Here is a 22,951-nt window from a genome sequence, read left to right on the forward strand (position 1 = left end):
CCGAAAGGGCGGGAAATCATGCAGGTGGTCAACGTATTAAAGGCGTTCGAATACCGTGGCGATGCCCTGGCCTAAACCGATACACATGGTGGCCAGGCCAAACTGCGCATCCCGACGTTCCATCAGATTCAGCAACGTGGTGCTGATTCGTGCCCCGGAACATCCCAACGGGTGGCCAAGCGCAATCGCGCCACCATTCAGATTGACCTTCTCATCCATCAGATCCAGCAGGCCCAAATCTTTAAGGCACGGTAACGTCTGGGCGGCGAAGGCTTCGTTCAATTCAAACAGATCAATATCTTGTACGGTTAAACCGGCACGCTTTAGCGCCAGCTTACTGGCCGGGACCGGACCGTATCCCATAATCGATGGATCGCAGCCCACTACCGCCATGCTGCGAATACGCGCGCGCGGCGTCAGGCCAAGCTCGCGCGCACGGCTTTCGCTCATGATCAGCATCGCGGCCGCGCCGTCGGAAAGGGCGGAGGAGCTACCGGCGGTCACGGTACCGTTGACCGGGTCAAACGCCGGTTTCAGCGCCGCCAATCCTTCGAGGCTGGCGTCTTCGCGGATGACCTCATCAGCATCATAGCGTTTCAGCACCCCGTCGCCGTCGTGACCGTAGGTGGGGATAATTTCACGCTTAAAATCTCCACGCTGGGTAGCTTGCCAGGCACGCTGGTGTGAACGTAACGCAAAGGCATCCTGTTGTTCACGGCTGATATGGTGCATACGTGCCAGCATTTCGGCTGTCAGGCCCATCATGCCGGCAGCTTTGGCGACGGTACGGCTCAGGCCGGGATGGAAATCCACGCCATGATTCATGGGGACGTGACCCATATGTTCCACACCGCCAATCAGGCAGTTTTGTGCGTCGCCGACCATAATGGCGCGGGCGGCATCGTGCAGTGCCTGCATCGACGAACCGCACAAGCGGTTAACGGTGCTGGCGGGGACGCGATGCGGGATTTCTGCCAGCAACGCAGCGTTACGGGCAATGTTGAAGCCTTGCTCCAGCGTTTGCTGTACGCAGCCCCAAATAATGTCGTCCAGGGAAGCGGGATCAATCGCCGGGTTACGACTCAGCAGTTCACGCATCAGGTGAGCAGAGAGATCTTCCGCACGGACCTGACGAAATGCGCCACCTTTGGAACGTCCCATTGGCGTGCGGGCGGCATCGATAATAACCACATTTTCCATTTTATTATCCTCAGGCACTTTGCAGCGCGGCTTCATCAATGGGGAGGGCTGCGGGATACCAGCTTTGATGCTGGTGAGCTTTCTGCACCAGCAACTCAGGCAGCGCATACAAGGGGCCGAGCGCGGTGTAGCGTTTGGCCTGATCAACCACCGTGCTGTTGCCCAGCGTATCCATATAACGGCAGGCACCGCCACGGAACGGCGGGAAACCGAGGCCATATACCAACGCCATATCCGCTTCGGCCGGGGAAGCGATAATCTTCTCTTCCAGGCAGCGCACAACCTCGTTCAGCATTGGCAGCATCATGCGGTTAGCAATCTCTTCATCGCTGAAGACACGCTTCGGCTGGCAGACGTGTTGCAGTAACGTATCCACTTCCGCATCGGCCTGTTTCTGCGCTTTGCCCTTTTTGTCCTCGGTCCAACGCCAGAAACCCAGACCATTTTTCTGCCCATAGCGACCGGCTTCGTACAGAACGTCAATGGCGTCGCGATAATCTTTTTGCATCCGTGAGGGGAAACCCTGCGCCATTACCTGCTGGGCGTGATGAGCGGTATCGATCCCTACCACATCCAACAGCCATGCTGGACCCATCGGCCAGCCAAACTGTTTCTCCATCACTTTGTCGATCTGACGGAAATCGGCACCATCACGCAGCAACAGGCTGAAGGCGGCGAAGTAGGGGAATAGCACACGGTTAACAAAGAAGCCGGGGCAGTCATTGACCACAATGGGCGTCTTACCCATCTTGCTGGCCCAGGCGACCACCTTACCGATTGTCTCTTCAGATGTTTTTTCGCCACGGATCACTTCAACCAGCGGCATACGTGGCACCGGGTTAAAGAAGTGCATGCCGCAGAAATTTTCTGGTCGTTGCAGCGACTGCGCCAGCAGGCTGATAGGAATGGTCGAGGTGTTGGAAGCCAGAATGGCATCATCGCGCAGATGCTGCTCGGTTTCGGCCAGCACTTTAGCTTTGATTTGCGGGTTTTCCACCACCGCTTCCACCACCACATCCGCGCGTGCAAATCCGGCGTAGTCCAGCGTTGGCTGGATGGTGGTCAGCACGCTGGCCAGCTTCGCGCCATCAATCTTGCCGCGCTCCAGCTGTTTGTTCAGCAGCTTGCTCGCTTCTTTCATACCGAGCGCCAGTGCCTGCGGATTGATGTCTTTCATCTGCACCGGTACGCCTTTCCACGCTGACTGATATGCAATGCCGCCGCCCATGATCCCGGCACCCAGTACCGCCGCCTGCGCTGGCGTTGTGGTGGCATTGCCGCGTTTTTTCGCCTCGGCTTTGACATATTGATCATTGAGGAAGATGCCGACCAACGAGCGTGCCACATCACTTTGCGCCAGCGGCACAAATGCAGCGGTTTCCAGTTTCAAGGCATCATCGCGTCCGAGTGTGGCAGCCGCTTCAATGGTTTTAACTGCGGTGATCGGTGCCGGGTAATGTTTCCCCGCCGTTTGCAGCACCATACTTTTGGCGATGGTAAAACTCATCGCCGCTTCAATTGGGCTGAGTTTCAGTGGCGCCAGTTTCGGTGCGCGACGCGCCTGCCAACTGCCCTGCACCAAAGCGTCCCGCAACACGGTTAATGCGGCGCTGCGCAGTTTGTCGCTGCTGACTACCGCATCGATCAGGCCCAGTTTCAGGGCGCTGCTGCCATCGACATCTTTGCCTGCGGCGATAATCTCCAGTGCACTGTCGGCACCCAGCAGACGCGGCAAACGCACGCTACCACCAAAGCCCGGCATGATGCCCAGTTTGGTTTCCGGCAGGCCAATGCGCAGTTGTGGGGTTCCGATGCGGAAGTCGGTTGCCAGTACGCACTCGCAACCACCACCCAGGGCATAGCCATCGATAGCGGAGACGGTAGGGACCGGGAGATCTTCCAGACGATTAAAGATGCTATTGGCAAACGCCAGCCACTGGCTCAGTTTTTCAACTGGCGCATCAAACAGGGAAAGAAATTCGGTGATGTCGGCACCGACGATAAACGCCGGTTTGGCCGACGTGAGCAACAGGCCGCGCAATGTGGGCTGCTGCTCCAGTACACCCAGCGCCTCACCCAGCGAGGCTACGGTTTTGGTATCGAGTTTGTTCACCGAACCGGGCGCGTCGAAAACCAGCTCGGCGATGCCATCGTCGAGCCAGCGAACAGAAAGGGTATCGCCTTGGTAGAGCATGTCCGTCTCCTGAAACCGCGAAAGTTGATCTGGTCATACCAGATGATCGTGAGTGTGAGTTCGATGTTAATTTTTTGCAAACAAGAGTTTGATTATTTGATACAGCGATCACAGCGCGCAGGGGCACGGCATCACGGACGCGGCTATGCTACACTGCGGCCATTTTCGCGATATTGGAGACAAGTTCATGGATTCACTGAAAACCCTGTATCACGCGCATATCAATACGCTGCAACAGCGTGCGCAGCAGGTGCTGGCGCGTTTTAAACTCGATGCTATGTTGATTCACTCTGGCGAGTTGCTGACGGTGTTCCTCGACGATCACGACTATCCATTTAAGGTGAATCCGCAGTTCAAAGCCTGGGTGCCGGTGACGCAGGTGCCTAACTGCTGGTTATGGATTGACGGCGTGAATAAACCGAAACTGTGGTTCTATTCACCGGTGGATTACTGGCACAACGTGGAGCCGCTGCCGAATAGCTTCTGGACCGGGGATGTTGACGTTATCGGCCTGAAAAATGCTGACGAAATTGCACAACTGCTTCCGACCCAGCGCGACAATGTGGCTTATATCGGGCCAGTGCCAAACCGTGCCACCCAGTTGGGCATCAAGGCGGATAGCATCAACCCCAAAGGGGTGATCGATTTCCTGCATTACCATCGCAGCATCAAAACCGACTATGAACTGGCCTGTATGCGTGAAGCGCAGAAGCTGGCAGTGGCGGGACATCGTGCGGCCAAAGAAGCCTTCTTCTCTGGCATGAGTGAGTTCGATATCAATATCGCTTACCTGAGTGCGACCGGCCACCGTGATATCGATGTGCCTTACGGTAACATCATCGCGCTGAATGAACATGCCGCCGTGCTCCATTACACCAAACTGGATCATCAGCCGCCCGCGAAGCGCCACAGCTTTTTGATTGACGCCGGTGCTGAGTACCTTGGTTATGCCGCCGATTTGACGCGCAGTTACGCCGCCCAGGCGAAATCACGCTACGCCGAGATGGTTGAAACCATGAACAAAGAGGAGCTGGCGCTGATTGCCACCCTTAAAGCGGGCGTGCGATATACCGATTATCATCTACAGATGCACCAACGCATTGCGCGTATGCTGTTGAAGTTTGAACTGGTGAAGGGACTGAGCGAAGAAACGCTGGTGGCGGAAGATTTAACCGGTCCATTTATGCCGCATGGTCTTGGTCATCCGTTGGGGCTTCAGGTGCATGACGTGGCCGGTTTTATGCAGGATGATAAAGGTACGCACCTGGCCGCTCCGGCACAGTATCCGTATCTGCGCTGCACCCGCGTGCTGGAGCCAGGCATGGTGCTGACCATTGAGCCGGGCTTTTATATTATCGATTCACTGCTGGCTGCACTGCGTACCGGTAAGTACAAAGATCACTTTGACTGGCAGGCGATTGATGCGCTGAAACCGTATGGCGGTATCCGCATTGAGGATAACGTGGTGATTCATGCCAACCGGATTGAAAACATGACGCGCGATCTGCATCTGGCCTGATGGACGCTTATGACATTCCCGCTGAGGCGGTCAGCCTTAGCGAGGAAACCATCAAAAAAAGCCGCTTTATCACGCTGCTGGCGCACACCGACGGCGTGGAAGCGGCGCGTGCTTTTGTTCAGCAGATTAAAGCTGAACACCCCACCGCGCGACATCATTGTTGGGCATGGGTGGCGGGCGCGCCGGATGATTCGCAGCAACTGGGTTTTTCTGATGATGGCGAGCCATCAGGTACCGCAGGCAAACCGATGCTTGCTCAGCTAATGGGGAGCGGTGTGGGGGAAATCACTGCGGTGGTGGTGCGCTATTACGGTGGCATTATGCTCGGCACCGGTGGGCTGGTAAAAGCCTATGGCGGCGGTGTGCAGCAAGGATTAAAACAGCTGGCGCGTTGCCGTAAGGTACCGATGCAATCTTTTACTCTGCAATGTGACTATGCACAGCTCAGCGATATCGATCGCCTGCTGCAGCGTTTTGACGGCAAGGTCGAAGAGAGCCATTATCTTGATCGCATCACGCTGCGCCTGGCATTACCGCATAGCCAGATCGATGGCTTTCGGCAAAACCTCTCTGATTACAGTCGGGGCGTGCTGACGCTCATCCCACTGGAAAATTCAAGCATATCTCTTTGAAAGGAAAAGGCTGAATGCATTTTCGCGCCATTACCCGCATTGTGGGCCTGCTGGTGATTTTGTTCTCAGTAACCATGATCCTGCCAGGTCTGGTGGCCTTAATTTATCGTGACGGTGCCGGACGGGCGTTCAGTCAGACCTTTATGATGGCCCTTGTCATTGGTTCACTGCTGTGGTGGCCGAACCGCAAACAAAAGACCGAGCTGAAGCCGCGCGAAGGTTTTCTGATCGTGGTGTTATTCTGGACCGTGCTGGGCAGCGTGGGGGCCATGCCGTTTATGTTTGCCGAGCAGCCGCACCTGTCGGTGACCGATGCGTTCTTTGAATCCTTTTCCGGTTTAACCACTACCGGAGCGACGACGCTGGTGGGGCTGGATTCGTTGCCCAAAGCGATTCTGTTCTATCGGCAGATGCTGCAATGGTTGGGGGGGATGGGGATCATTGTGCTGGCGGTGGCGATCCTACCGATTCTCGGTGTGGGTGGGATGCAGTTGTATCGCGCGGAAATGCCCGGACCGCTGAAAGATAACAAAATGCGACCGCGTATCGCAGAGACGGCAAAAACCCTGTGGTTGATCTATGTTCTGCTAACCATCGCCTGTGCCGTGGCGCTGTGGCTGGCGGGGATGCCGGTGTTTGATGCTATCGGCCATAGTTTTTCCACCATCGCCATCGGTGGCTTCTCGACACATGATGCCAGCATTGGCTATTTCAACAGCCCAACAATCAATACCATCGTGGCGGTATTCCTGCTGATCTCTGGCTGTAACTATGGTTTGCACTTCTCTTTATTGAGTGGCCGCAGCCTGAAAGTGTACTGGCGCGATCCGGAGTTTCGGATGTTCATTGGCGTGCAGTTGACGCTGGTGGTGATCTGTACCGTAGTGCTGTGGTTCCATGATGTCTATTCCAGTGGCTTACAAACGCTGAACCAGGCCTTTTTCCAGGTGGTATCGATGGCCACCACCGCCGGATTCACTACAGACAGCATCGCGCGTTGGCCGCTGTTTCTGCCGGTGCTGTTGCTGTGTTCCGCTTTTATCGGTGGCTGTGCGGGTTCGACCGGTGGCGGCCTGAAGGTGATCCGTATTCTGTTGCTGTGCAAACAGGGTTCGCGTGAGCTGAAGCGTCTTGTTCACCCTAACGCGGTTTACACTATTAAGTTGGGGAACCGTGCATTGCCGGAACGCATTTTGGAAGCGGTTTGGGGATTCTTCTCCGCTTATGCGTTGGTGTTTCTGGTGAGTATGCTGGCAATCATCGCCACCGGTGTCGATGACTTCTCCGCTTTTGCCGCTGTTGCCGCGACCCTCAATAACCTCGGACCTGGGCTGGGGGTGGTCGCCGATAACTTTGCTTCGATGAATGATGTGGCGAAGTGGATATTGATTTCGACCATGCTGTTTGGCCGCCTTGAGGTGTTTACTTTGCTGGTGCTCTTCACCCCGACCTTCTGGCGCGAGTGATAAAACGGGATAGTGTAATGAAAGCGTTGATTGTTTATTCCAGCCGTGACGGGCAAACACAGAAAATTGCCGGACGTATTGCGCAAAACCTGGCACCGCAACAGTTGTGTGATGTGATTGAGATATCACAGACAGCGACGCTTGATTGGGCGCAATATGATCGGGTGCTGATTGGTGCCTCGATTCGCTATGGTCATTTCCATCCGGCATTAATGAAGTTTGTCACTCAGCATTTGGGAGAGTTGCAGCAGCGTGTTAGTGGTTTCTTCAGTGTGAATCTGACAGCACGTAAAGCAGATAAATGCACACCGGAGACTAATGCTTACACCCGTAAGTTTCTGGCCCAGTCACCCTGGCAGCCAGACTGCTGTGCGGTATTTGCCGGTGCGCTGCGTTATCCGCGCTATCGTTGGTTCGACCGCGTCATGATTCAGTTGATTATGCGTATGACGGGCGGGGAAACAGATGCTTCTAAAGAGGTGGAGTACACCGATTGGCAAAAGGTCGCGCTTTTTGCCCAGGATTTTGTGCAGTTACCAGGCAAATCGTTGTGAAATAGACCGCTTTGGTGAAATTTAGTCCGAACGATCATTTTTTTGCAATAAACGCTTGTCAGTCAGAATTATCTCCCTATAATGCGCCTCCACTGACACGGCAAAGCGGCAACGCAGACGGTCAGCGAGGGACGAAGTGATTCATCCCGCCAGAGAAAAATCTCGAAAAAGTGATTGACTCTGAAGGAGGAAGGCGTAATATACGCCACCTCGCGACAGACGGTTAACCCGCTGCTCGCACTGCTCTTTAACAATTTATCAGACAATCTGTGTGGGCACTCGCAGGATTGATATCAAAAGTCTACGGACTTAAAAAATATCAAGTCTCAAGAGTGAACACGTAATTCATTACGAAGTTTAATTCTTTGAGCATCAAACTTAAATTGAAGAGTTTGATCATGGCTCAGATTGAACGCTGGCGGCAGGCCTAACACATGCAAGTCGAACGGTAGCACAGAGGAGCTTGCTCCTTGGGTGACGAGTGGCGGACGGGTGAGTAATGTCTGGGGATCTGCCCGATGGAGGGGGATAACTACTGGAAACGGTAGCTAATACCGCATAACGTCGCAAGACCAAAGTGGGGGACCTTCGGGCCTCACACCATCGGATGAACCCAGATGGGATTAGCTAGTAGGTGGGGTAACGGCTCACCTAGGCGACGATCCCTAGCTGGTCTGAGAGGATGACCAGCCACACTGGAACTGAGACACGGTCCAGACTCCTACGGGAGGCAGCAGTGGGGAATATTGCACAATGGGCGCAAGCCTGATGCAGCCATGCCGCGTGTATGAAGAAGGCCTTCGGGTTGTAAAGTACTTTCAGCGGGGAGGAAGGGATGATGTTTAATACGCATCGTCATTGACGTTACCCGCAGAAGAAGCACCGGCTAACTCCGTGCCAGCAGCCGCGGTAATACGGAGGGTGCAAGCGTTAATCGGAATTACTGGGCGTAAAGCGCACGCAGGCGGTCTGTCAAGTCGGATGTGAAATCCCCGGGCTTAACCTGGGAACTGCATTCGAAACTGGCAGGCTAGAGTCTTGTAGAGGGGGGTAGAATTCCAGGTGTAGCGGTGAAATGCGTAGAGATCTGGAGGAATACCGGTGGCGAAGGCGGCCCCCTGGACAAAGACTGACGCTCAGGTGCGAAAGCGTGGGGAGCAAACAGGATTAGATACCCTGGTAGTCCACGCTGTAAACGATGTCGACTTGGAGGTTGTGCCCTTGAGGCGTGGCTTCCGGAGCTAACGCGTTAAGTCGACCGCCTGGGGAGTACGGCCGCAAGGTTAAAACTCAAATGAATTGACGGGGGCCCGCACAAGCGGTGGAGCATGTGGTTTAATTCGATGCAACGCGAAGAACCTTACCTGGCCTTGACATCCAGAGAACTTAGCAGAGATGCTTTGGTGCCTTCGGGAACTCTGAGACAGGTGCTGCATGGCTGTCGTCAGCTCGTGTTGTGAAATGTTGGGTTAAGTCCCGCAACGAGCGCAACCCTTATCCTTTGTTGCCAGCGATTCGGTCGGGAACTCAAAGGAGACTGCCGGTGATAAACCGGAGGAAGGTGGGGATGACGTCAAGTCATCATGGCCCTTACGGCCAGGGCTACACACGTGCTACAATGGCGCATACAAAGAGAAGCGACCTCGCGAGAGCAAGCGGACCTCATAAAGTGCGTCGTAGTCCGGATTGGAGTCTGCAACTCGACTCCATGAAGTCGGAATCGCTAGTAATCGTAGATCAGAATGCTACGGTGAATACGTTCCCGGGCCTTGTACACACCGCCCGTCACACCATGGGAGTGGGTTGCAAAAGAAGTAGGTAGCTTAACCTTCGGGAGGGCGCTTACCACTTTGTGATTCATGACTGGGGTGAAGTCGTAACAAGGTAACCGTAGGGGAACCTGCGGTTGGATCACCTCCTTACCTGAAGATACTTTCCTTCGAAGTGCTCACACAGATTGTCTGATGAAATTTAAAGAAGCAGTAAAACCCTCGGCAGGCTTGTAGCTCAGGTGGTTAGAGCGCACCCCTGATAAGGGTGAGGTCGGTGGTTCAAGTCCACTCAGGCCTACCAAATTCTCCCGATTTCTGCGTTGTGACAACGACTCGCATACCTGATGTATGCTTCGCGTCGTCACGCCTTGAACTCGAAAGAATTGGGTGAAGGGTTTTGCGAATCATTGGGGCTATAGCTCAGCTGGGAGAGCGCCTGCCTTGCACGCAGGAGGTCAGCGGTTCGATCCCGCTTAGCTCCACCATCAACGACCCCACGTTGATAAAAAAACTTCCGAATGCATTTTCGAGTGCATTGCGAAGTTATTGCTCTTTAACAATCCGGAACAAGCTGAAAATTTGAAACGACACGTTGTTTCATTTCTCCGTAATAAGAAATGAAAGCGATGTGTTCGAGTCTCTCAAATGCTTGCAGTCTGCATGCGTTGCAAAACGTCTGTGGGTTGTGAGGTTAAGCGACTAAGCGTACACGGTGGATGCCCTGGCAGTCAGAGGCGATGAAGGACGTGCTAATCTGCGAAAAGCGTCGGTAAGGTGATATGAACCGCAACAGCCGACGATGTCCGAATGGGGAAACCCAGTGCATTTATGCACTATCGTTAACTGAATACATAGGTTAACGAGGCGAACCGGGGGAACTGAAACATCTAAGTACCCCGAGGAAAAGAAATCAACCGAGATTCCCCCAGTAGCGGCGAGCGAACGGGGAACAGCCCAGGACCTGAATCAGTTTGTGTGTTAATGGAAGCGTCTGGAAAGTCGCGCGATACAGGGTGACAGCCCCGTACATGAAAATGCACAGATTGTGAGTCCGATGAGTAGGGCGGGACACGTGGTATCCTGTCTGAATATGGGGGGACCATCCTCCAAGGCTAAATACTCCTGACTGACCGATAGTGAACCAGTACCGTGAGGGAAAGGCGAAAAGAACCCCGGCGAGGGGAGTGAAACAGAACCTGAAACCGTGTACGTACAAGCAGTGGGAGCACCTTCGGGTGTGACTGCGTACCTTTTGTATAATGGGTCAGCGACTTATATTCTGTAGCAAGGTTAACCGTATAGGGGAGCCGCAGGGAAACCGAGTCTTAATTGGGCGTTAAGTTGCAGGGTATAGACCCGAAACCCGGTGATCTAGCCATGGGCAGGTTGAAGGTTGGGTAACACTAACTGGAGGACCGAACCGACTAATGTTGAAAAATTAGCGGATGACTTGTGGCTGGGGGTGAAAGGCCAATCAAACCGGGAGATAGCTGGTTCTCCCCGAAAGCTATTTAGGTAGCGCCTCGTGAACTCATCTCCGGGGGTAGAGCACTGTTTCGGCTAGGGGGCCATCCCGGCTTACCAACCCGATGCAAACTACGAATACCGGAGAATGTTATCACGGGAGACACACGGCGGGTGCTAACGTCCGTCGTGAAGAGGGAAACAACCCAGACCGCCAGCTAAGGTCCCAAAGTCATGGTTAAGTGGGAAACGATGTGGGAAGGCCCAGACAGCCAGGATGTTGGCTTAGAAGCAGCCATCATTTAAAGAAAGCGTAATAGCTCACTGGTCGAGTCGGCCTGCGCGGAAGATGTAACGGGGCTAAACCATGCACCGAAGCTGCGGCAGCGACACTATGTGTTGTTGGGTAGGGGAGCGTTCTGTAAGCCGCTGAAGGTGGACTGTGAGGTCTGCTGGAGGTATCAGAAGTGCGAATGCTGACATAAGTAACGATAAAGCGGGTGAAAAGCCCGCTCGCCGGAAGACCAAGGGTTCCTGTCCAACGTTAATCGGGGCAGGGTGAGTCGACCCCTAAGGCGAGGCTGAAAAGCGTAGTCGATGGGAAACAGGTTAATATTCCTGTACTTGGTGTTACTGCGAAGGGGGGACGGAGAAGGCTAGGTTATCCGGGCGACGGTTGTCCCGGTTTAAGCGTGTAGGCTTGCATTCCAGGCAAATCCGGAATGCTTTAAGGCTGAGGCGTGATGACGAGCCACTACGGTGGTGAAGTAACTGATGCCCTGCTTCCAGGAAAAGCCTCTAAGCTCCAGGTAACACGAAATCGTACCCCAAACCGACACAGGTGGTCAGGTAGAGAATACCAAGGCGCTTGAGAGAACTCGGGTGAAGGAACTAGGCAAAATGGTGCCGTAACTTCGGGAGAAGGCACGCTGGCATTAGGTGAAGGGACTTGCTCCCGGAGCTGAAGCCAGTCGAAGATACCAGCTGGCTGCAACTGTTTATTAAAAACACAGCACTGTGCAAACACGAAAGTGGACGTATACGGTGTGACGCCTGCCCGGTGCCGGAAGGTTAATTGATGGGGTTATCCGTAAGGAGAAGCTCTTGATCGAAGCCCCGGTAAACGGCGGCCGTAACTATAACGGTCCTAAGGTAGCGAAATTCCTTGTCGGGTAAGTTCCGACCTGCACGAATGGCGTAATGATGGCCAGGCTGTCTCCACCCGAGACTCAGTGAAATTGAAATCGCTGTGAAGATGCAGTGTACCCGCGGCAAGACGGAAAGACCCCGTGAACCTTTACTATAGCTTGACACTGAACATTGAGCCTTGATGTGTAGGATAGGTGGGAGGCTTTGAAGTGTGGACGCCAGTCTGCATGGAGCCAACCTTGAAATACCACCCTTTAATGTTTGATGTTCTAACGTAGGCCCGTAATCCGGGCTGCGGACAGTGTCTGGTGGGTAGTTTGACTGGGGCGGTCTCCTCCCAAAGTGTAACGGAGGAGCACGAAGGTTGGCTAATCCTGGTCGGACATCAGGAGGTTAGTGCAATGGCATAAGCCAGCTTGACTGCGAGAGTGACGGCTCGAGCAGGTGCGAAAGCAGGTCATAGTGATCCGGTGGTTCTGAATGGAAGGGCCATCGCTCAACGGATAAAAGGTACTCCGGGGATAACAGGCTGATACCGCCCAAGAGTTCATATCGACGGCGGTGTTTGGCACCTCGATGTCGGCTCATCACATCCTGGGGCTGAAGTAGGTCCCAAGGGTACGGCTGTTCGCCGTTTAAAGTGGTACGCGAGCTGGGTTTAGAACGTCGTGAGACAGTTCGGTCCCTATCTGCCGTGGGCGCTGGAGAATTGAGGGGGGTTGCTCCTAGTACGAGAGGACCGGAGTGAACGCACCACTGGTGTTCGGGTTGTCATGCCAATGGCATTGCCCGGTAGCTAAGTGCGGAAAAGATAAGTGCTGAAAGCATCTAAGCACGAAACTTGCCCCGAGATGAGTTCTCCCTGACTCTTTGAGAGTCCTGAAGGGACGTTGAAGACGACGACGTTGATAGGCCGGATGTGTAAGTGCAGCGATGCATTGAGCTAACCGGTACTAATGACCCGTGAGGCTTAACCTTACAACGCCAGAGGCGTTTTGAGTTGAGAGACGCGAGAATTTTCAGCTTTGTTCGAACGGATTGATTCGTATGGCCTGTGAGGGCGGTGCGGATAAACAGAATTTGCCTGGCGGCTGTAGCGCGGTGGTCCCACCTGACCCCATGCCGAACTCAGAAGTGAAACGCCGTAGCGCCGATGGTAGTGTGGGGTCTCCCCATGCGAGAGTAGGGAACTGCCAGGCATCAATTAAGTGAAGAAGCCCTGAACGAAAGTTCAGGGCTTTTTTACGTTTAAGAATCGTCTCTCAGATGATGAAAAACCACGAAAACATCCCACTCGTTACTAACTGATCAGGTAAACTACGGCCAGATTAATCAGTTAAGGCCGTGAAATGTCCAGCCCCAACACTTCTCTTAAAGCTTTCAATACACTTGGCCTCGAGGTCAGTGCGAAACATATCGTTATTGCTGATACCGCAGAAGCCATCATTGATGCATGGCAGGATTGTGTCCAGCAGACACAACCATTTATGGTACTCGGAGGCGGTAGCAATGTGCTGTTTCTTGAAGACTTTCAGGGTACTGTCATTATTAATGCAATCAAAGGTACAGCCATAGAAGAACATACCGAAACATGGCAGTTGCATATCGGGGCGGGAGAGAATTGGCATGAACTGGTTGAGCATACTTTAAAGAAAGGAATTACGGGTCTTGAGAACCTGGCGTTAATTCCAGGTATGGCGGGTTCAGCTCCTATCCAAAACATCGGTGCTTACGGGGTGGAATTCAAAGATATCTGCCATTATGTTGATGCTTTGCATCTGCCCACCCAGAAAATCGTGCGACTGGCTCGTGAAGAGTGCGCATTCGGTTATCGTGACAGTATTTTCAAACATGCAATGAAAAACGACTACGTCATTGTAGCGGTTGGATTACGCCTGACAAAACAATGGCGGCCTGTACTGAGTTACGGCGACCTGGCACGACTGAATCCTGCAACGGTCAGCGCGTGGGATGTATTCAATGCGGTATGTCAGATGCGTCAGAGTAAGCTGCCTGATCCCAGCGTAACGGGTAATGTAGGGAGTTTCTTTAAAAATCCACTGATTACTGTCAACCAGGCTGCTACGTTATGTGCCCAGTGGCCGACGATGCCACTCTATCCGCAAACTGATGGCGAGGTAAAACTTGCCGCGGGTTGGTTGATCGATCAATGTCAGCTGAAAGGCTATCGGGTTGGTGGTGCTGCTGTGCATCGTCAGCAGGCGCTGGTGCTGATCAACGAAGATCGAGCGACACCTCAGGACATTGTTCAGTTGGCACGGGAAGTACGAAGCCATGTCGGTGAAAAATTTAATGTCTGGCTGGAGCCGGAAGTTCGTTTTATTGGTGCGCAGGGCGAACGCAACGCCGTTGAGGTGATCTCATGAAAGACCACAGTGTTCCGTTAAAACTGGTCGCTTTACTGGCTGATGGGGAATTCCATTCTGGTGAGCAATTGGGCGAAGTTCTGGGGATGAGTCGGGCAGCGATTAACAAGCATATACAAACGCTGAAGAGTTGGGGACTGGATGTTTATACGGTTACCGGGAAGGGTTATAGCCTGCCTGCTCCCATTCAGTTGCTGAACGAAGAAGAGATATTGTCGCGGCTGCATCAACCTAATCTGGCCGTTATTCCGGTGATTGACTCTACGAACCAGTATCTGCTAGAGCGCATGGATCAGCTGGTTTCAGGCAATGCCTGTATTGCAGAGTATCAACAGGCAGGACGAGGGCGTCGCGGCAGGCAGTGGTTTTCCCCTTTTGGCGCCAATTTGTATATGTCGATGTACTGGCGACTGGAGCAAGGGCCAGCTGCTGCGATGGGGCTTAGCCTTGTTATTGGCATTGTCATGGCCGAAGTTATTCAGTCCCTCGGTGCAAAAGATGTACGAGTTAAATGGCCGAATGACCTCTATCTGCATGATCGGAAATTGGCCGGTATTCTGGTTGAACTGACCGGAAAAACGGGCGATGCGGCGCAAATTGTCATTGGTGCAGGTATCAATCTTGCGATGCGATCAGAAGGCGCAACACAAATAAATCAAGGCTGGATTAACTTGCAAGAGGCTGGAGTCCAGATCGATCGCAACCAGTTGGCTGCTCAGTTGATTAACAGCCTACGGGAAGCTTTGCCATTATTTGAACGTGATGGACTGGCACCTTTTATTGAGCGTTGGGATGCATTGGATAACTTTATTAATCGGCCAGTCAAATTGCTAATTGGCGATCGCGAAGTGCATGGCATAGCGCGTGGTGTTGATAAGCAAGGTGGTTTATTGTTGGAACAGGATGGTGCTGTTAAGGCATGGGTTGGTGGTGAAATTTCATTACGACCCGATAATTAACCAGCGGCTATTTCGAATGCCAGAACTGCCTCGGCACTGATAATAAAGCCCTGAAAAATACAGGGCTTTATTGTTTTTGTATTTATTTTCTCAGTCGTACATGTTGTACGGCATGATCAGCTGACTTCGTCATGATCAGGCTGGCCCGCTCACGAGTTGGAAGAATGTTCTCTTTAAGATTCATCCAGTTAATCTCTTTCCACAGACTGCGAGCAATGCTGACGGCGTCTTCTTCAGGCAATTGAGAATAATGATGGAAATATGAATCTGGATCGCTAAAGGCACCTTCACGAAATTTAAGAAACCGATTGATATACCAGCTTTCGAGCAGATCTTCAGGTGCATCAACATATATGGAGAAGTCGACAAAATCCGAGACAAATACATGATGCGGATCGTGAGGATAATCCATTCCGCTTTGCAGCACGTTTAAACCTTCAAGGATCAGAATATCAGGCTGTTTAACAACTTTATCGCCGTCTGGAATAACATCATAAATCAGATGTGAATAAACCGGGGCAGTTACCTGGCTGGCACCGGACTTTAGGTCGGAGACAAAATTGACCAGTCGATGCATATCGTAGGATTGCGGGAAGCCTTTCTTTTTCATCAACCCGCGTTCTTTCAGAACCGCATTTGGGTGGAGAAAGCCATCTGTGGTGATCAATTCTACTTTGCGATGTTCCGGCCAACGGCTGAGCAGTGCCTGCAACACGCGGGCGGTGGTACTTTTACCCACAGCGACACTGCCAGCAATGCTGATGATATATGGGATTTTCTGCGCGTTGGTGCCAAGAAACTGTTCAAGCACAGCCTGGCGTCGCAGATTAGAACTGATGTAAAAATTTAACAGGCGCGATAACGGCAAATAAATCTCCGCGACCTCTTCCAGCGAGAGATCCTCGTTGATGCCGCGCAATCGTTCGATTTCACCCTCTGCCAGTGTCATCGGCACTGAGTCGCGCAAGGCAGCCCATTGCTGACGATCAAACTCCAGGTAGGGCGTGGTAAGTGGCGTCGTCTTTTTACTCATAAGCATGCATCTGACAGCAAATTCTGGCTCATCTACACCTTGCAGCATCAGGCATACAGCGATGTGTCGAACTCAGTTGCACGTCACAGGGGTAATTTAACGAGAACAATGGGCAGGAGGGTAACACCAGTGTGACTTTAAAAAGAAGTAAAATGATAAAAGCGAGCACGCTTTCGTAAGCGCGCCCACATTTTTCTTGTCACTCAGTAGGTTGACGAAGCATCTTCTGGTGCGCCTGGTCGCAAGCGTTTGTAATAGATGGCTCCCGGATGGGGATGCCCATCAGCGCGCTGCGAATAATCAGGCAACTCTCCAAGATAATGATATCCCTGAGTCCGATAAAAGGCTTCTGCTGGCGAGCCTGCCATGACATCGAGATAAAGCAACCCGCGATGACAGGCTTCCGCTTTTTGCTCCAGCACCTGCATGAGCATAAAGCCAATCCTTTCACGACGTGCTTGCGAATGAACCAACAAATGGAGGATCTCAGCGCGGTTCTGGCCATCGGGACGCTGGCAGATACTGAGTTGCACACTGCCGACAAGCCCGGATTCATTCAATGCCACCCATAATAGCAACTCATGTCGCGCCAGGCGGTCGCGTAAACCGTGAAAGTAACGTTCTGCGGCCTGATGTTGTTCCTGTCTGCTCGATTGCCGAAATGGCGACGTCATATTGTGTGAGATAGAGTCAATCATCAATGCGGCCAGAGCATGGCGATAACGAGGTAAGGTGGCGGCATTGAGTAAAAAAATATTCATGCGAAATCCTCCTTGTCTGGGCTGGTTTACCTAAATAAGCAAATTACGCGCCAGCCAAAAAACAGCTGACAAGGGGAGGATGTCATGCAATGTGCATTAGTTTGCACAGACAGATGGCAACGTGACTCAGAATTGTGCAGCTGTTTAGAGAAAAATCTATGCCGGAGTGGCAGGATTTTACGGGTAAAAAAGCAGCAGACCTGAACAAATTTGCCGCAATTTATGATTGATTTGCGAGGATTTGCACAAATAGTAATCGATAGCGCGATTTTGGCAATTTTTTTGTTGCATCCTGCATCCGCACTTCCTAGAATGCGCGTCACTTGATGCCGGCTTAGCTCAGTTGGTAGAGCAACTGACTTGTAATCAGTAGGTCACCAGTTCGATTCCGGTAGCCGGCACCATCAAGTAGGTGGGATTCCCGAGCGGCCAAAGGGAGCAGACTGTAAATCTGCCGTCACAGACTTCGAAGGTTCGAATCCTTCTCCCACCACCATCTCAACCTCCTGGTTGAGCGTCAGATGAAGTCGTCGTCTGATGGGTGAGTTCAATTCTCTCACCTTCGAATTCAGACTGAGCGTTGGCACAGTCAAAGTTAGCCGGAAATACTGGCTGACTCGAATAATAGAGGGTCTTCTTTTATTATTCATAAGCTACAGAAAGAACAGGTAGCCGAGTTCCAGGATGCGGGCATCGTATAATGGCTATTACCTCAGCCTTCCAAGCTGATGATGCGGGTTCGATTCCCGCTGCCCGCTCCAGATGTGCTGATATGGCTCAGTTGGTAGAGCGCACCCTTGGTAAGGGTGAGGTCCCCAGTTCGACTCTGGGTATCAGCACCACTTCCTTTATCTCTCTCCTGATTCTCTCTCTGTAAAACTAACAGTCAGGCATAGCCTGGTTGATGTGACGATATCTTTGATATATCCATGTCTTAGAGGGACAAGCGATGGCTAAAGAGCAATTTCAACGTAACAAACTGCACGTAAACGTGGGCACCATCGGTCACGTTGACCACGGTAAAACCACTCTGACTGCAGCGATCACCACCGTTCTGGCTAAAACCTACGGCGGTCAGGCTCGTGCATTCGACCAGATCGACAACGCGCCGGAAGAGAAGGCTCGTGGTATCACCATCAACACCTCTCACGTTGAGTACGAAACCCCGACTCGCCACTACGCGCACGTTGACTGCCCGGGCCACGCCGACTATGTGAAAAACATGATCACCGGTGCTGCTCAGATGGATGGCGCAATCCTGGTTGTTGCTGCGACTGACGGCCCGATGCCGCAGACCCGTGAGCACATCCTGCTGGGTCGTCAGGTAGGCGTTCCGTACATCATCGTGTTCCTGAACAAATGTGACATGGTTGATGACGAAGAGCTGCTGGAACTGGTTGAAATGGAAGTTCGTGACCTGCTGTCACAGTACGACTTCCCGGGCGACGACACTCCGATCGTTCGTGGTTCAGCTCTGAAAGCGCTGGAAGGCGACGCAGAGTGGGAAGCGAAAATCGTTGAGCTGGCTGGCCACCTGGATACTTACATCCCGGATCCGGTTCGTGCAATCGACCTGCCGTTCCTGCTGCCGATCGAAGACGTATTCTCAATCTCAGGCCGTGGTACTGTAGTAACCGGTCGTGTTGAGCGCGGTATCGTTAAAGTTGGTGACGAAGTAGAAATCGTTGGTATCAAAGCGACTGCGAAATCAACCTGTACTGGCGTTGAAATGTTCCGCAAACTGCTGGACCAGGGTCAGGCAGGCGAGAACTGTGGTGTTCTGCTGCGTGGTATCAAGCGTGAAGACATCCAGCGTGGTCAGGTACTGGCTAAGCCGGGCACCATCAAGCCGCACACTCAGTTCGAATCAGAAGTGTACGTACTGTCTAAAGACGAAGGCGGCCGTCATACTCCGTTCTTCAAAGGCTACCGTCCTCAGTTCTACTTCCGTACTACTGACGTAACAGGTTCAGTAGAACTGCCGGAAGGCGTAGAGATGGTAATGCCGGGCGACAACATCAAAATGGTTGTTACCCTGATTCACCCGATCGCAATGGACGAAGGTCTGCGCTTCGCAATCCGCGAAGGCGGCCGTACCGTTGGTGCGGGCGTTGTTGCTAAAGTTATCGCTTAATCCCGATAATATTTGACGCAATGCACACGGAAAGGGCATCATTTGATGCCCTTTTTGCACGCTGTTGTATAGAACCTGGCTCATCAGTGATTTTCGGTCATAATCATTGCTGAGACAGGCTCTGTTAAGCGGTGCAGGATACCGGGTTGCGCTTTAAAAGCTTACTCGGTTTGGATGCCTCGCCATGCGGGGCAGAATAGTTTCTGAATTATAGTGGCAGGTTGGTTTATGAGTGCGAATACCGAAGCTCAAGGGAGCGGACGCGGCCTGGAAACCGTAAAATGGCTGGTTGTTGCCGTATTACTGGTTGTCGCTATTGTTGGTAATTACTACTACCGCGATGTGACACTGCCGTTACGTGCGCTGGCCGTAGTGGTTCTGATTGCAGTGGCAGGCGGCGTTGCGTTGCTGACCACAAAAGGCAAAGCGACAGTTGCGTTTGCGCGTGAAGCAAGAACCGAGATGCGTAAGGTCATTTGGCCGACTCGCCAGGAAACGCTGCACACCACGTTAATCGTTGCCGCGGTAACTGCCGTGATGTCACTGATTTTGTGGGGACTGGATGGTATTCTTGTCCGACTTGTATCGTTTATCACTGGCCTGAGGTTCTGAGATGTCTGAAGCTCCAAAAAAACGCTGGTACGTCGTGCAGGCGTTTTCCGGTTTCGAAGGCCGCGTAGCCCAGTCGCTGCGTGAGCACATCAAATTGCACAACATGGAAGAGTTGTTTGGCGAAGTCATGGTGCCGACTGAAGAAGTCGTGGAAATCCGTGGTGGCCAGCGTCGCAAAAGTGAGCGCAAATTCTTCCCAGGTTACGTATTGGTTCAGATGGTAATGAATGATGCCAGCTGGCACCTGGTGCGTAGCGTACCGCGTGTGATGGGCTTCATTGGTGGTACATCTGACCGTCCAGCACCGATCAGCGATAAAGAAGTTGATGCGATTATGAACCGCCTGCAGCAGGTGGGTGATAAGCCGCGTCCAAAAACGTTGTTCGAGCCGGGCGAAATGGTACGCGTCAACGACGGTCCTTTTGCCGACTTCAACGGTGTGGTGGAAGAGGTGGATTACGAAAAGAGCCGCCTGAAAGTCTCTGTTTCCATCTTCGGTCGTGCTACCCCTGTCGAGCTGGATTTCAGCCAGGTAGAAAAAGGCTAACGCCCGAGACATTTTTGTAGTTGCAGCAGGCGCGGAATTTATCTACAATTTCGCGCCTTTTGTTTTTATGCGCTGGCAACAGCGTGTGAATTGTCATCACGGGGAGCCTGTTTTGCAGGCGCTATAACCCAATAGAGGAAATATCATGGCTAAGAAAGTACAAGCCTACGTCAAGCTGCAGGTTGCAGCTGGTATGGCTAACCCGAGCCCACCGGTTGGTCCAGCTCTGGGTCAGCAGGGCGTTAACATCATGGAATTCTGTAAAGCGTTCAACGCGAAGACCGAATCTCTGGAAAAAGGTCTGCCGACTCCTGTTGTTATCACCGTATACAGCGACCGTTCTTTCACCTTCGTTACCAAAACACCTCCGGCTGCCGTACTGCTGAAAAAAGCAGCGGGCATCAAGTCTGGTTCTGGTAAGCCGAACAAAGACAAAGTCGGTAAAGTAACCCGTGCTCAGGTACGTGAAATCGCAGAAACCAAAGCTGCGGACATGACTGGTGCTGACGTAGAAGCGATGACTCGCTCTATCGAAGGTACTGCTCGTTCCATGGGCCTGGTAGTGGAGGACTAAGAAATGGCTAAGCTGACCAAGCGCATGCGCGTGATCCGTGACAAAGTTGATGCAACTAAACAGTATGACATCAACGAAGCTGTTGCTCTGCTGAAAGAACTGGCTACTGCTAAGTTTGTAGAGAGCGTAGACGTTGCTGTTAACCTCGGCATCGATGCTCGTAAATCTGATCAGAACGTACGTGGTGCAACTGTACTGCCGCACGGTACTGGTCGTTCAGTACGCGTTGCCGTATTTACCCAGGGCGCAAACGCTGAAGCTGCTAAAGCAGCTGGCGCAGAGCTGGTAGGTATGGAAGATCTGGCTGACCAGATCAAGAAAGGCGAAATGAACTTTGACGTTGTTATTGCTTCTCCGGATGCAATGCGCGTTGTTGGCCAGCTCGGCCAGGTTCTGGGCCCGCGCGGTCTGATGCCAAACCCGAAAGTGGGTACTGTAACGCCGAACGTTGCTGAAGCAGTTAAAAACGCTAAAGCAGGTCAGGTTCGTTACCGTAACGACAAAAACGGCATCATTCACACCACCATCGGTAAAGTGGACTTCGACGCTGACAAACTGAAAGAAAACCTGGAATCTCTGCTGGTTGCGCTGAAAAAAGCAAAACCTGCTCAGGCGAAAGGCGTGTACATCAAGAAAGTTAGCCTGTCCACCACTATGGGCGCTGGCGTTGCCATCGACCAGGCTGGTCTGAACGCAGCAGCAAACTAATTGCTGCTTGAAACGGGCGAAAAATTCATCTAGAATCTTACGCCCGTTGTTCTGGTTGAGTATTCAATTCAGAACCAAGATTCATAGTGAGTGGAAGATAAAGGTTCATCCCTTTGTTATTCAGTCACTAAGGTTGGAGCCAGGCCTTATCCTGGCCTCCGTCCAAGACCGCAGGAGCGCGACATCTTCGGATAAAACGCTTAATCCCCTGCGTAGACGGTGACAGAACCAAAAAGAATTTTTTCTTAACTGGATTCTGCTCACCGTGTAATAGCGCTTTTCGCTTTCGGGTGAATAAGTGAAGTGAGTTCCGGGGAAATCCTTCCCCGGTCAAATCCAGGAGCACAAGCTAATGGCATTAAATCTTCAAGACAAACAAGCGATTGTTGCTGAAGTCAGCGAAGTAGCCAAAGGCGCGCTGTCAGCGGTTGTTGCGGATTCCCGTGGCGTTACCGTTGATAAAATGACCGAACTGCGTAAAGCAGGTCGTGAAGCTGGCGTTTACATGCGTGTTGTTCGCAACACCCTGCTGCGCCGCATCGTTGAAGGTACTCAATTCGAGTGCCTGAAAGACACGTTTGTTGGTCCGACCCTGATTGCATATTCTATGGAACACCCGGGCGCTGCTGCTCGTCTGTTCAAAGATTTCGCGAAAGCGAATGCAAAATTTGAGGTCAAAGCTGCAGCCTTTGAAGGTGAGCTGATCACGGCGGCCAATATTGACCGTCTGGCGACTCTGCCGACTTACGAAGAAGCACTGGCACGTCTGATGTCGACCATGAAAGAAGCCGCTGCTGGCAAACTGGTCCGTACTCTGGCTGCTGTTCGCGACGCAAAAGAAGCGGCTTAAGCCCTGTTCTTTTCCTTCGTGCTTTAACGCTTAAACTTATACTGATTCTTAGGAACAATTGTTATGTCTATCACTAAAGACCAAATCCTGGAAGCCGTTGCTGCAATGTCCGTAATGGAAGTTGTTGAGCTGGTTTCTGCTATGGAAGAAAAATTCGGCGTTTCTGCTGCTGCTGCTGTAGCTGTTGCTGCTGGCCCGGCTGAAGCTGTTGAAGAGAAAACTGAATTCGACGTGATCCTGAAAGCTGCTGGCGCGAACAAAGTTGCAGTAATCAAAGCCGTTCGTACCGCAACTGGTCTGGGCCTGAAAGAAGCCAAAGATCTGGTTGAAGCAACTGGCGTGATCAAAGAAGGCCTCAGCAAAGCTGACGCTGCTGCTCTCGAAGCACAGCTGAAAGAAGCTGGCGCAGAAGTTGAAGTTAAGTAAGACAACCCTC

General features: G+C 52.4%; 17 protein-coding genes, 6 tRNA genes and 3 rRNA genes. 22 read left to right on the forward strand and 4 right to left on the reverse strand.

The annotated features are described in order from the left end of the window. Nucleotides 1-36: 36 nt before the first annotated feature. Together fadA and fadB are read right to left on the reverse strand one after the other, a co-directional pair. Nucleotides 37-1,200 carry an acetyl-CoA C-acyltransferase FadA gene (gene fadA, locus AC6I8N_RS01175; RefSeq protein ID WP_497829876.1) on the reverse strand — a complete coding sequence of 388 codons (1,164 nt, stop codon included), beginning with the start codon at nt 1,198-1,200 and terminating at the stop codon, nt 37-39. A gap of 10 nt (nt 1,201-1,210) precedes the next feature. Continuing rightward, entirely contained in the window at nt 1,211-3,394 is a 2,184-nt protein-coding gene (fadB, locus tag AC6I8N_RS01180; RefSeq protein ID WP_497829877.1) for a fatty acid oxidation complex subunit alpha FadB, read from the reverse strand. Nucleotides 3,395-3,581: 187 nt separating this feature from the next. On the opposite strand from fadB, the gene pepQ reads away from it, so the two are divergent. The 11 genes from pepQ to birA all read left to right on the forward strand — a co-directional run bounded on the left by pepQ (nt 3,582) and on the right by birA (nt 15,296). Continuing rightward, on the forward strand, nt 3,582-4,913 hold the full coding sequence (gene pepQ, locus AC6I8N_RS01185; protein WP_208724561.1) for a Xaa-Pro dipeptidase: 1,332 nt from the start codon (nt 3,582-3,584) through the stop codon (nt 4,911-4,913). Next, a complete protein-coding gene (locus tag AC6I8N_RS01190; RefSeq protein ID WP_497829878.1) occupies nt 4,913-5,545 on the forward strand; it encodes an IMPACT family protein in 633 nt (210 codons plus the stop codon). Before pepQ ends, AC6I8N_RS01190 begins: the two co-directional genes overlap by 1 nt. Before the next feature lie 14 nt (nt 5,546-5,559). Further along, complete coding sequence (gene trkH / locus AC6I8N_RS01195) at nt 5,560-7,011, forward strand: Trk system potassium transporter TrkH (protein WP_497829879.1); 1,452 nt, start codon at nt 5,560-5,562, stop codon at nt 7,009-7,011. Nucleotides 7,012-7,028: 17 nt separating this feature from the next. Further along, nucleotides 7,029-7,565: a menaquinone-dependent protoporphyrinogen IX dehydrogenase gene (gene hemG / locus AC6I8N_RS01200; protein WP_497829880.1), complete on the forward strand. Its 537-nt coding sequence runs from the start codon at nt 7,029-7,031 to the stop codon at nt 7,563-7,565. Between the two features lie 380 nt (nt 7,566-7,945). Continuing rightward, nucleotides 7,946-9,487: ribosomal RNA gene (locus AC6I8N_RS01205) — 16S ribosomal RNA — on the forward strand. 74 nt (nt 9,488-9,561) lie between these two features. After that, nucleotides 9,562-9,638, forward strand: a tRNA-Ile gene (locus AC6I8N_RS01210). Between the two features lie 108 nt (nt 9,639-9,746). Then, nucleotides 9,747-9,822: transfer RNA gene (locus AC6I8N_RS01215), tRNA-Ala, on the forward strand. A 204-nt stretch (nt 9,823-10,026) separates the two neighbouring features. Next, nucleotides 10,027-12,928 (forward strand): 23S ribosomal RNA (locus AC6I8N_RS01220). A gap of 105 nt (nt 12,929-13,033) precedes the next feature. Beyond that, nucleotides 13,034-13,149: ribosomal RNA gene (gene rrf, locus AC6I8N_RS01225) — 5S ribosomal RNA — on the forward strand. Together the 16S, 23S and 5S rRNA genes with 2 tRNA genes alongside form the textbook arrangement of a ribosomal RNA operon. Nucleotides 13,150-13,299: 150 nt before the next feature. Further along, complete coding sequence (gene murB, locus AC6I8N_RS01230) at nt 13,300-14,337, forward strand: UDP-N-acetylmuramate dehydrogenase (protein ID WP_497829881.1); 1,038 nt, start codon at nt 13,300-13,302, stop codon at nt 14,335-14,337. Next, nucleotides 14,334-15,296, forward strand: coding sequence for a bifunctional biotin--[acetyl-CoA-carboxylase] ligase/biotin operon repressor BirA (birA, locus tag AC6I8N_RS01235; RefSeq protein WP_497829882.1), 963 nt, complete (start codon nt 14,334-14,336; stop codon nt 15,294-15,296). Before murB ends, birA begins: the two co-directional genes overlap by 4 nt. An 82-nt stretch (nt 15,297-15,378) precedes the next feature. Here the strand turns inward: birA and coaA are convergent, their stop codons facing one another. Both coaA and AC6I8N_RS01245 read right to left on the reverse strand, forming a co-directional pair. Further along, complete coding sequence (coaA, locus tag AC6I8N_RS01240) at nt 15,379-16,329, reverse strand: type I pantothenate kinase (protein ID WP_497829883.1); 951 nt, start codon at nt 16,327-16,329, stop codon at nt 15,379-15,381. A gap of 203 nt (nt 16,330-16,532) precedes the next feature. Beyond that, nucleotides 16,533-17,090, reverse strand: a complete 558-nt coding sequence (locus AC6I8N_RS01245) for a GNAT family N-acetyltransferase (protein WP_497829884.1) — start codon at nt 17,088-17,090, stop codon at nt 16,533-16,535. A gap of 328 nt (nt 17,091-17,418) precedes the next feature. Between AC6I8N_RS01245 and AC6I8N_RS01250 the strand changes: the two genes are divergently transcribed. The 11 genes from AC6I8N_RS01250 to rplL all read left to right on the forward strand — a co-directional run bounded on the left by AC6I8N_RS01250 (nt 17,419) and on the right by rplL (nt 22,941). Beyond that, a tRNA-Thr gene (locus AC6I8N_RS01250) sits at nt 17,419-17,494 on the forward strand. Between the two features lie 7 nt (nt 17,495-17,501). Next, a tRNA-Tyr gene (locus AC6I8N_RS01255) sits at nt 17,502-17,586 on the forward strand. A gap of 190 nt (nt 17,587-17,776) precedes the next feature. Next, nucleotides 17,777-17,851: transfer RNA gene (locus AC6I8N_RS01260), tRNA-Gly, on the forward strand. A 5-nt stretch (nt 17,852-17,856) separates the two neighbouring features. Continuing rightward, nucleotides 17,857-17,932 (forward strand) — tRNA-Thr (locus tag AC6I8N_RS01265). A 107-nt stretch (nt 17,933-18,039) separates the two neighbouring features. Beyond that, entirely contained in the window at nt 18,040-19,224 is a 1,185-nt protein-coding gene (gene tuf, locus AC6I8N_RS01270; protein WP_013507398.1) for an elongation factor Tu, read from the forward strand. A 228-nt stretch (nt 19,225-19,452) separates the two neighbouring features. Next, nucleotides 19,453-19,836, forward strand: coding sequence for a preprotein translocase subunit SecE (gene secE / locus AC6I8N_RS01275; protein ID WP_013507399.1), 384 nt, complete (start codon nt 19,453-19,455; stop codon nt 19,834-19,836). Nucleotide 19,837: 1 nt separating this feature from the next. Then, complete coding sequence (nusG, locus tag AC6I8N_RS01280) at nt 19,838-20,383, forward strand: transcription termination/antitermination protein NusG (protein WP_013507400.1); 546 nt, start codon at nt 19,838-19,840, stop codon at nt 20,381-20,383. Between the two features lie 145 nt (nt 20,384-20,528). Further along, nucleotides 20,529-20,957, forward strand: a complete 429-nt coding sequence (gene rplK, locus AC6I8N_RS01285; RefSeq protein WP_013507401.1) for a 50S ribosomal protein L11 — start codon at nt 20,529-20,531, stop codon at nt 20,955-20,957. A 3-nt stretch (nt 20,958-20,960) separates the two neighbouring features. Then, nucleotides 20,961-21,665, forward strand: a complete 705-nt coding sequence (rplA, locus tag AC6I8N_RS01290; RefSeq protein WP_013507402.1) for a 50S ribosomal protein L1 — start codon at nt 20,961-20,963, stop codon at nt 21,663-21,665. A gap of 352 nt (nt 21,666-22,017) precedes the next feature. Then, complete coding sequence (gene rplJ / locus AC6I8N_RS01295) at nt 22,018-22,515, forward strand: 50S ribosomal protein L10 (RefSeq protein ID WP_013507403.1); 498 nt, start codon at nt 22,018-22,020, stop codon at nt 22,513-22,515. Between the two features lie 63 nt (nt 22,516-22,578). Continuing rightward, nucleotides 22,579-22,941 carry a 50S ribosomal protein L7/L12 gene (gene rplL / locus AC6I8N_RS01300; RefSeq protein ID WP_013507404.1) on the forward strand — a complete coding sequence of 121 codons (363 nt, stop codon included), beginning with the start codon at nt 22,579-22,581 and terminating at the stop codon, nt 22,939-22,941. Nucleotides 22,942-22,951 lie beyond the last annotated feature (10 nt).

The sequence above is a fragment of the Pantoea sp. X-Soil-TKNS-1279 genome (assembly GCF_059730565.1).

Excerpts from the sequence above, each read along its gene's own strand:
- fadA (WP_497829876.1), bottom strand. The coding sequence starts at position 1,200 with ATGGAAAATGTGGTTATTATCGATGCCGCCCGCACGCCAATGGGACGT.
- fadB (WP_497829877.1), bottom strand. The coding sequence starts at position 3,394 with ATGCTCTACCAAGGCGATACCCTTTCTGTTCGCTGGCTCGACGATGGC.
- pepQ (WP_208724561.1), top strand. The coding sequence starts at position 3,582 with ATGGATTCACTGAAAACCCTGTATCACGCGCATATCAATACGCTGCAA.
- AC6I8N_RS01190 (WP_497829878.1), top strand. The coding sequence starts at position 4,913 with ATGGACGCTTATGACATTCCCGCTGAGGCGGTCAGCCTTAGCGAGGAA.
- trkH (WP_497829879.1), top strand. The coding sequence starts at position 5,560 with ATGCATTTTCGCGCCATTACCCGCATTGTGGGCCTGCTGGTGATTTTG.
- hemG (WP_497829880.1), top strand. The coding sequence starts at position 7,029 with ATGAAAGCGTTGATTGTTTATTCCAGCCGTGACGGGCAAACACAGAAA.
- murB (WP_497829881.1), top strand. The coding sequence starts at position 13,300 with ATGTCCAGCCCCAACACTTCTCTTAAAGCTTTCAATACACTTGGCCTC.
- birA (WP_497829882.1), top strand. The coding sequence starts at position 14,334 with ATGAAAGACCACAGTGTTCCGTTAAAACTGGTCGCTTTACTGGCTGAT.
- coaA (WP_497829883.1), bottom strand. The coding sequence starts at position 16,329 with ATGAGTAAAAAGACGACGCCACTTACCACGCCCTACCTGGAGTTTGAT.
- AC6I8N_RS01245 (WP_497829884.1), bottom strand. The coding sequence starts at position 17,090 with ATGAATATTTTTTTACTCAATGCCGCCACCTTACCTCGTTATCGCCAT.
- tuf (WP_013507398.1), top strand. The coding sequence starts at position 18,040 with ATGGCTAAAGAGCAATTTCAACGTAACAAACTGCACGTAAACGTGGGC.
- secE (WP_013507399.1), top strand. The coding sequence starts at position 19,453 with ATGAGTGCGAATACCGAAGCTCAAGGGAGCGGACGCGGCCTGGAAACC.
- nusG (WP_013507400.1), top strand. The coding sequence starts at position 19,838 with ATGTCTGAAGCTCCAAAAAAACGCTGGTACGTCGTGCAGGCGTTTTCC.
- rplK (WP_013507401.1), top strand. The coding sequence starts at position 20,529 with ATGGCTAAGAAAGTACAAGCCTACGTCAAGCTGCAGGTTGCAGCTGGT.
- rplA (WP_013507402.1), top strand. The coding sequence starts at position 20,961 with ATGGCTAAGCTGACCAAGCGCATGCGCGTGATCCGTGACAAAGTTGAT.
- rplJ (WP_013507403.1), top strand. The coding sequence starts at position 22,018 with ATGGCATTAAATCTTCAAGACAAACAAGCGATTGTTGCTGAAGTCAGC.
- rplL (WP_013507404.1), top strand. The coding sequence starts at position 22,579 with ATGTCTATCACTAAAGACCAAATCCTGGAAGCCGTTGCTGCAATGTCC.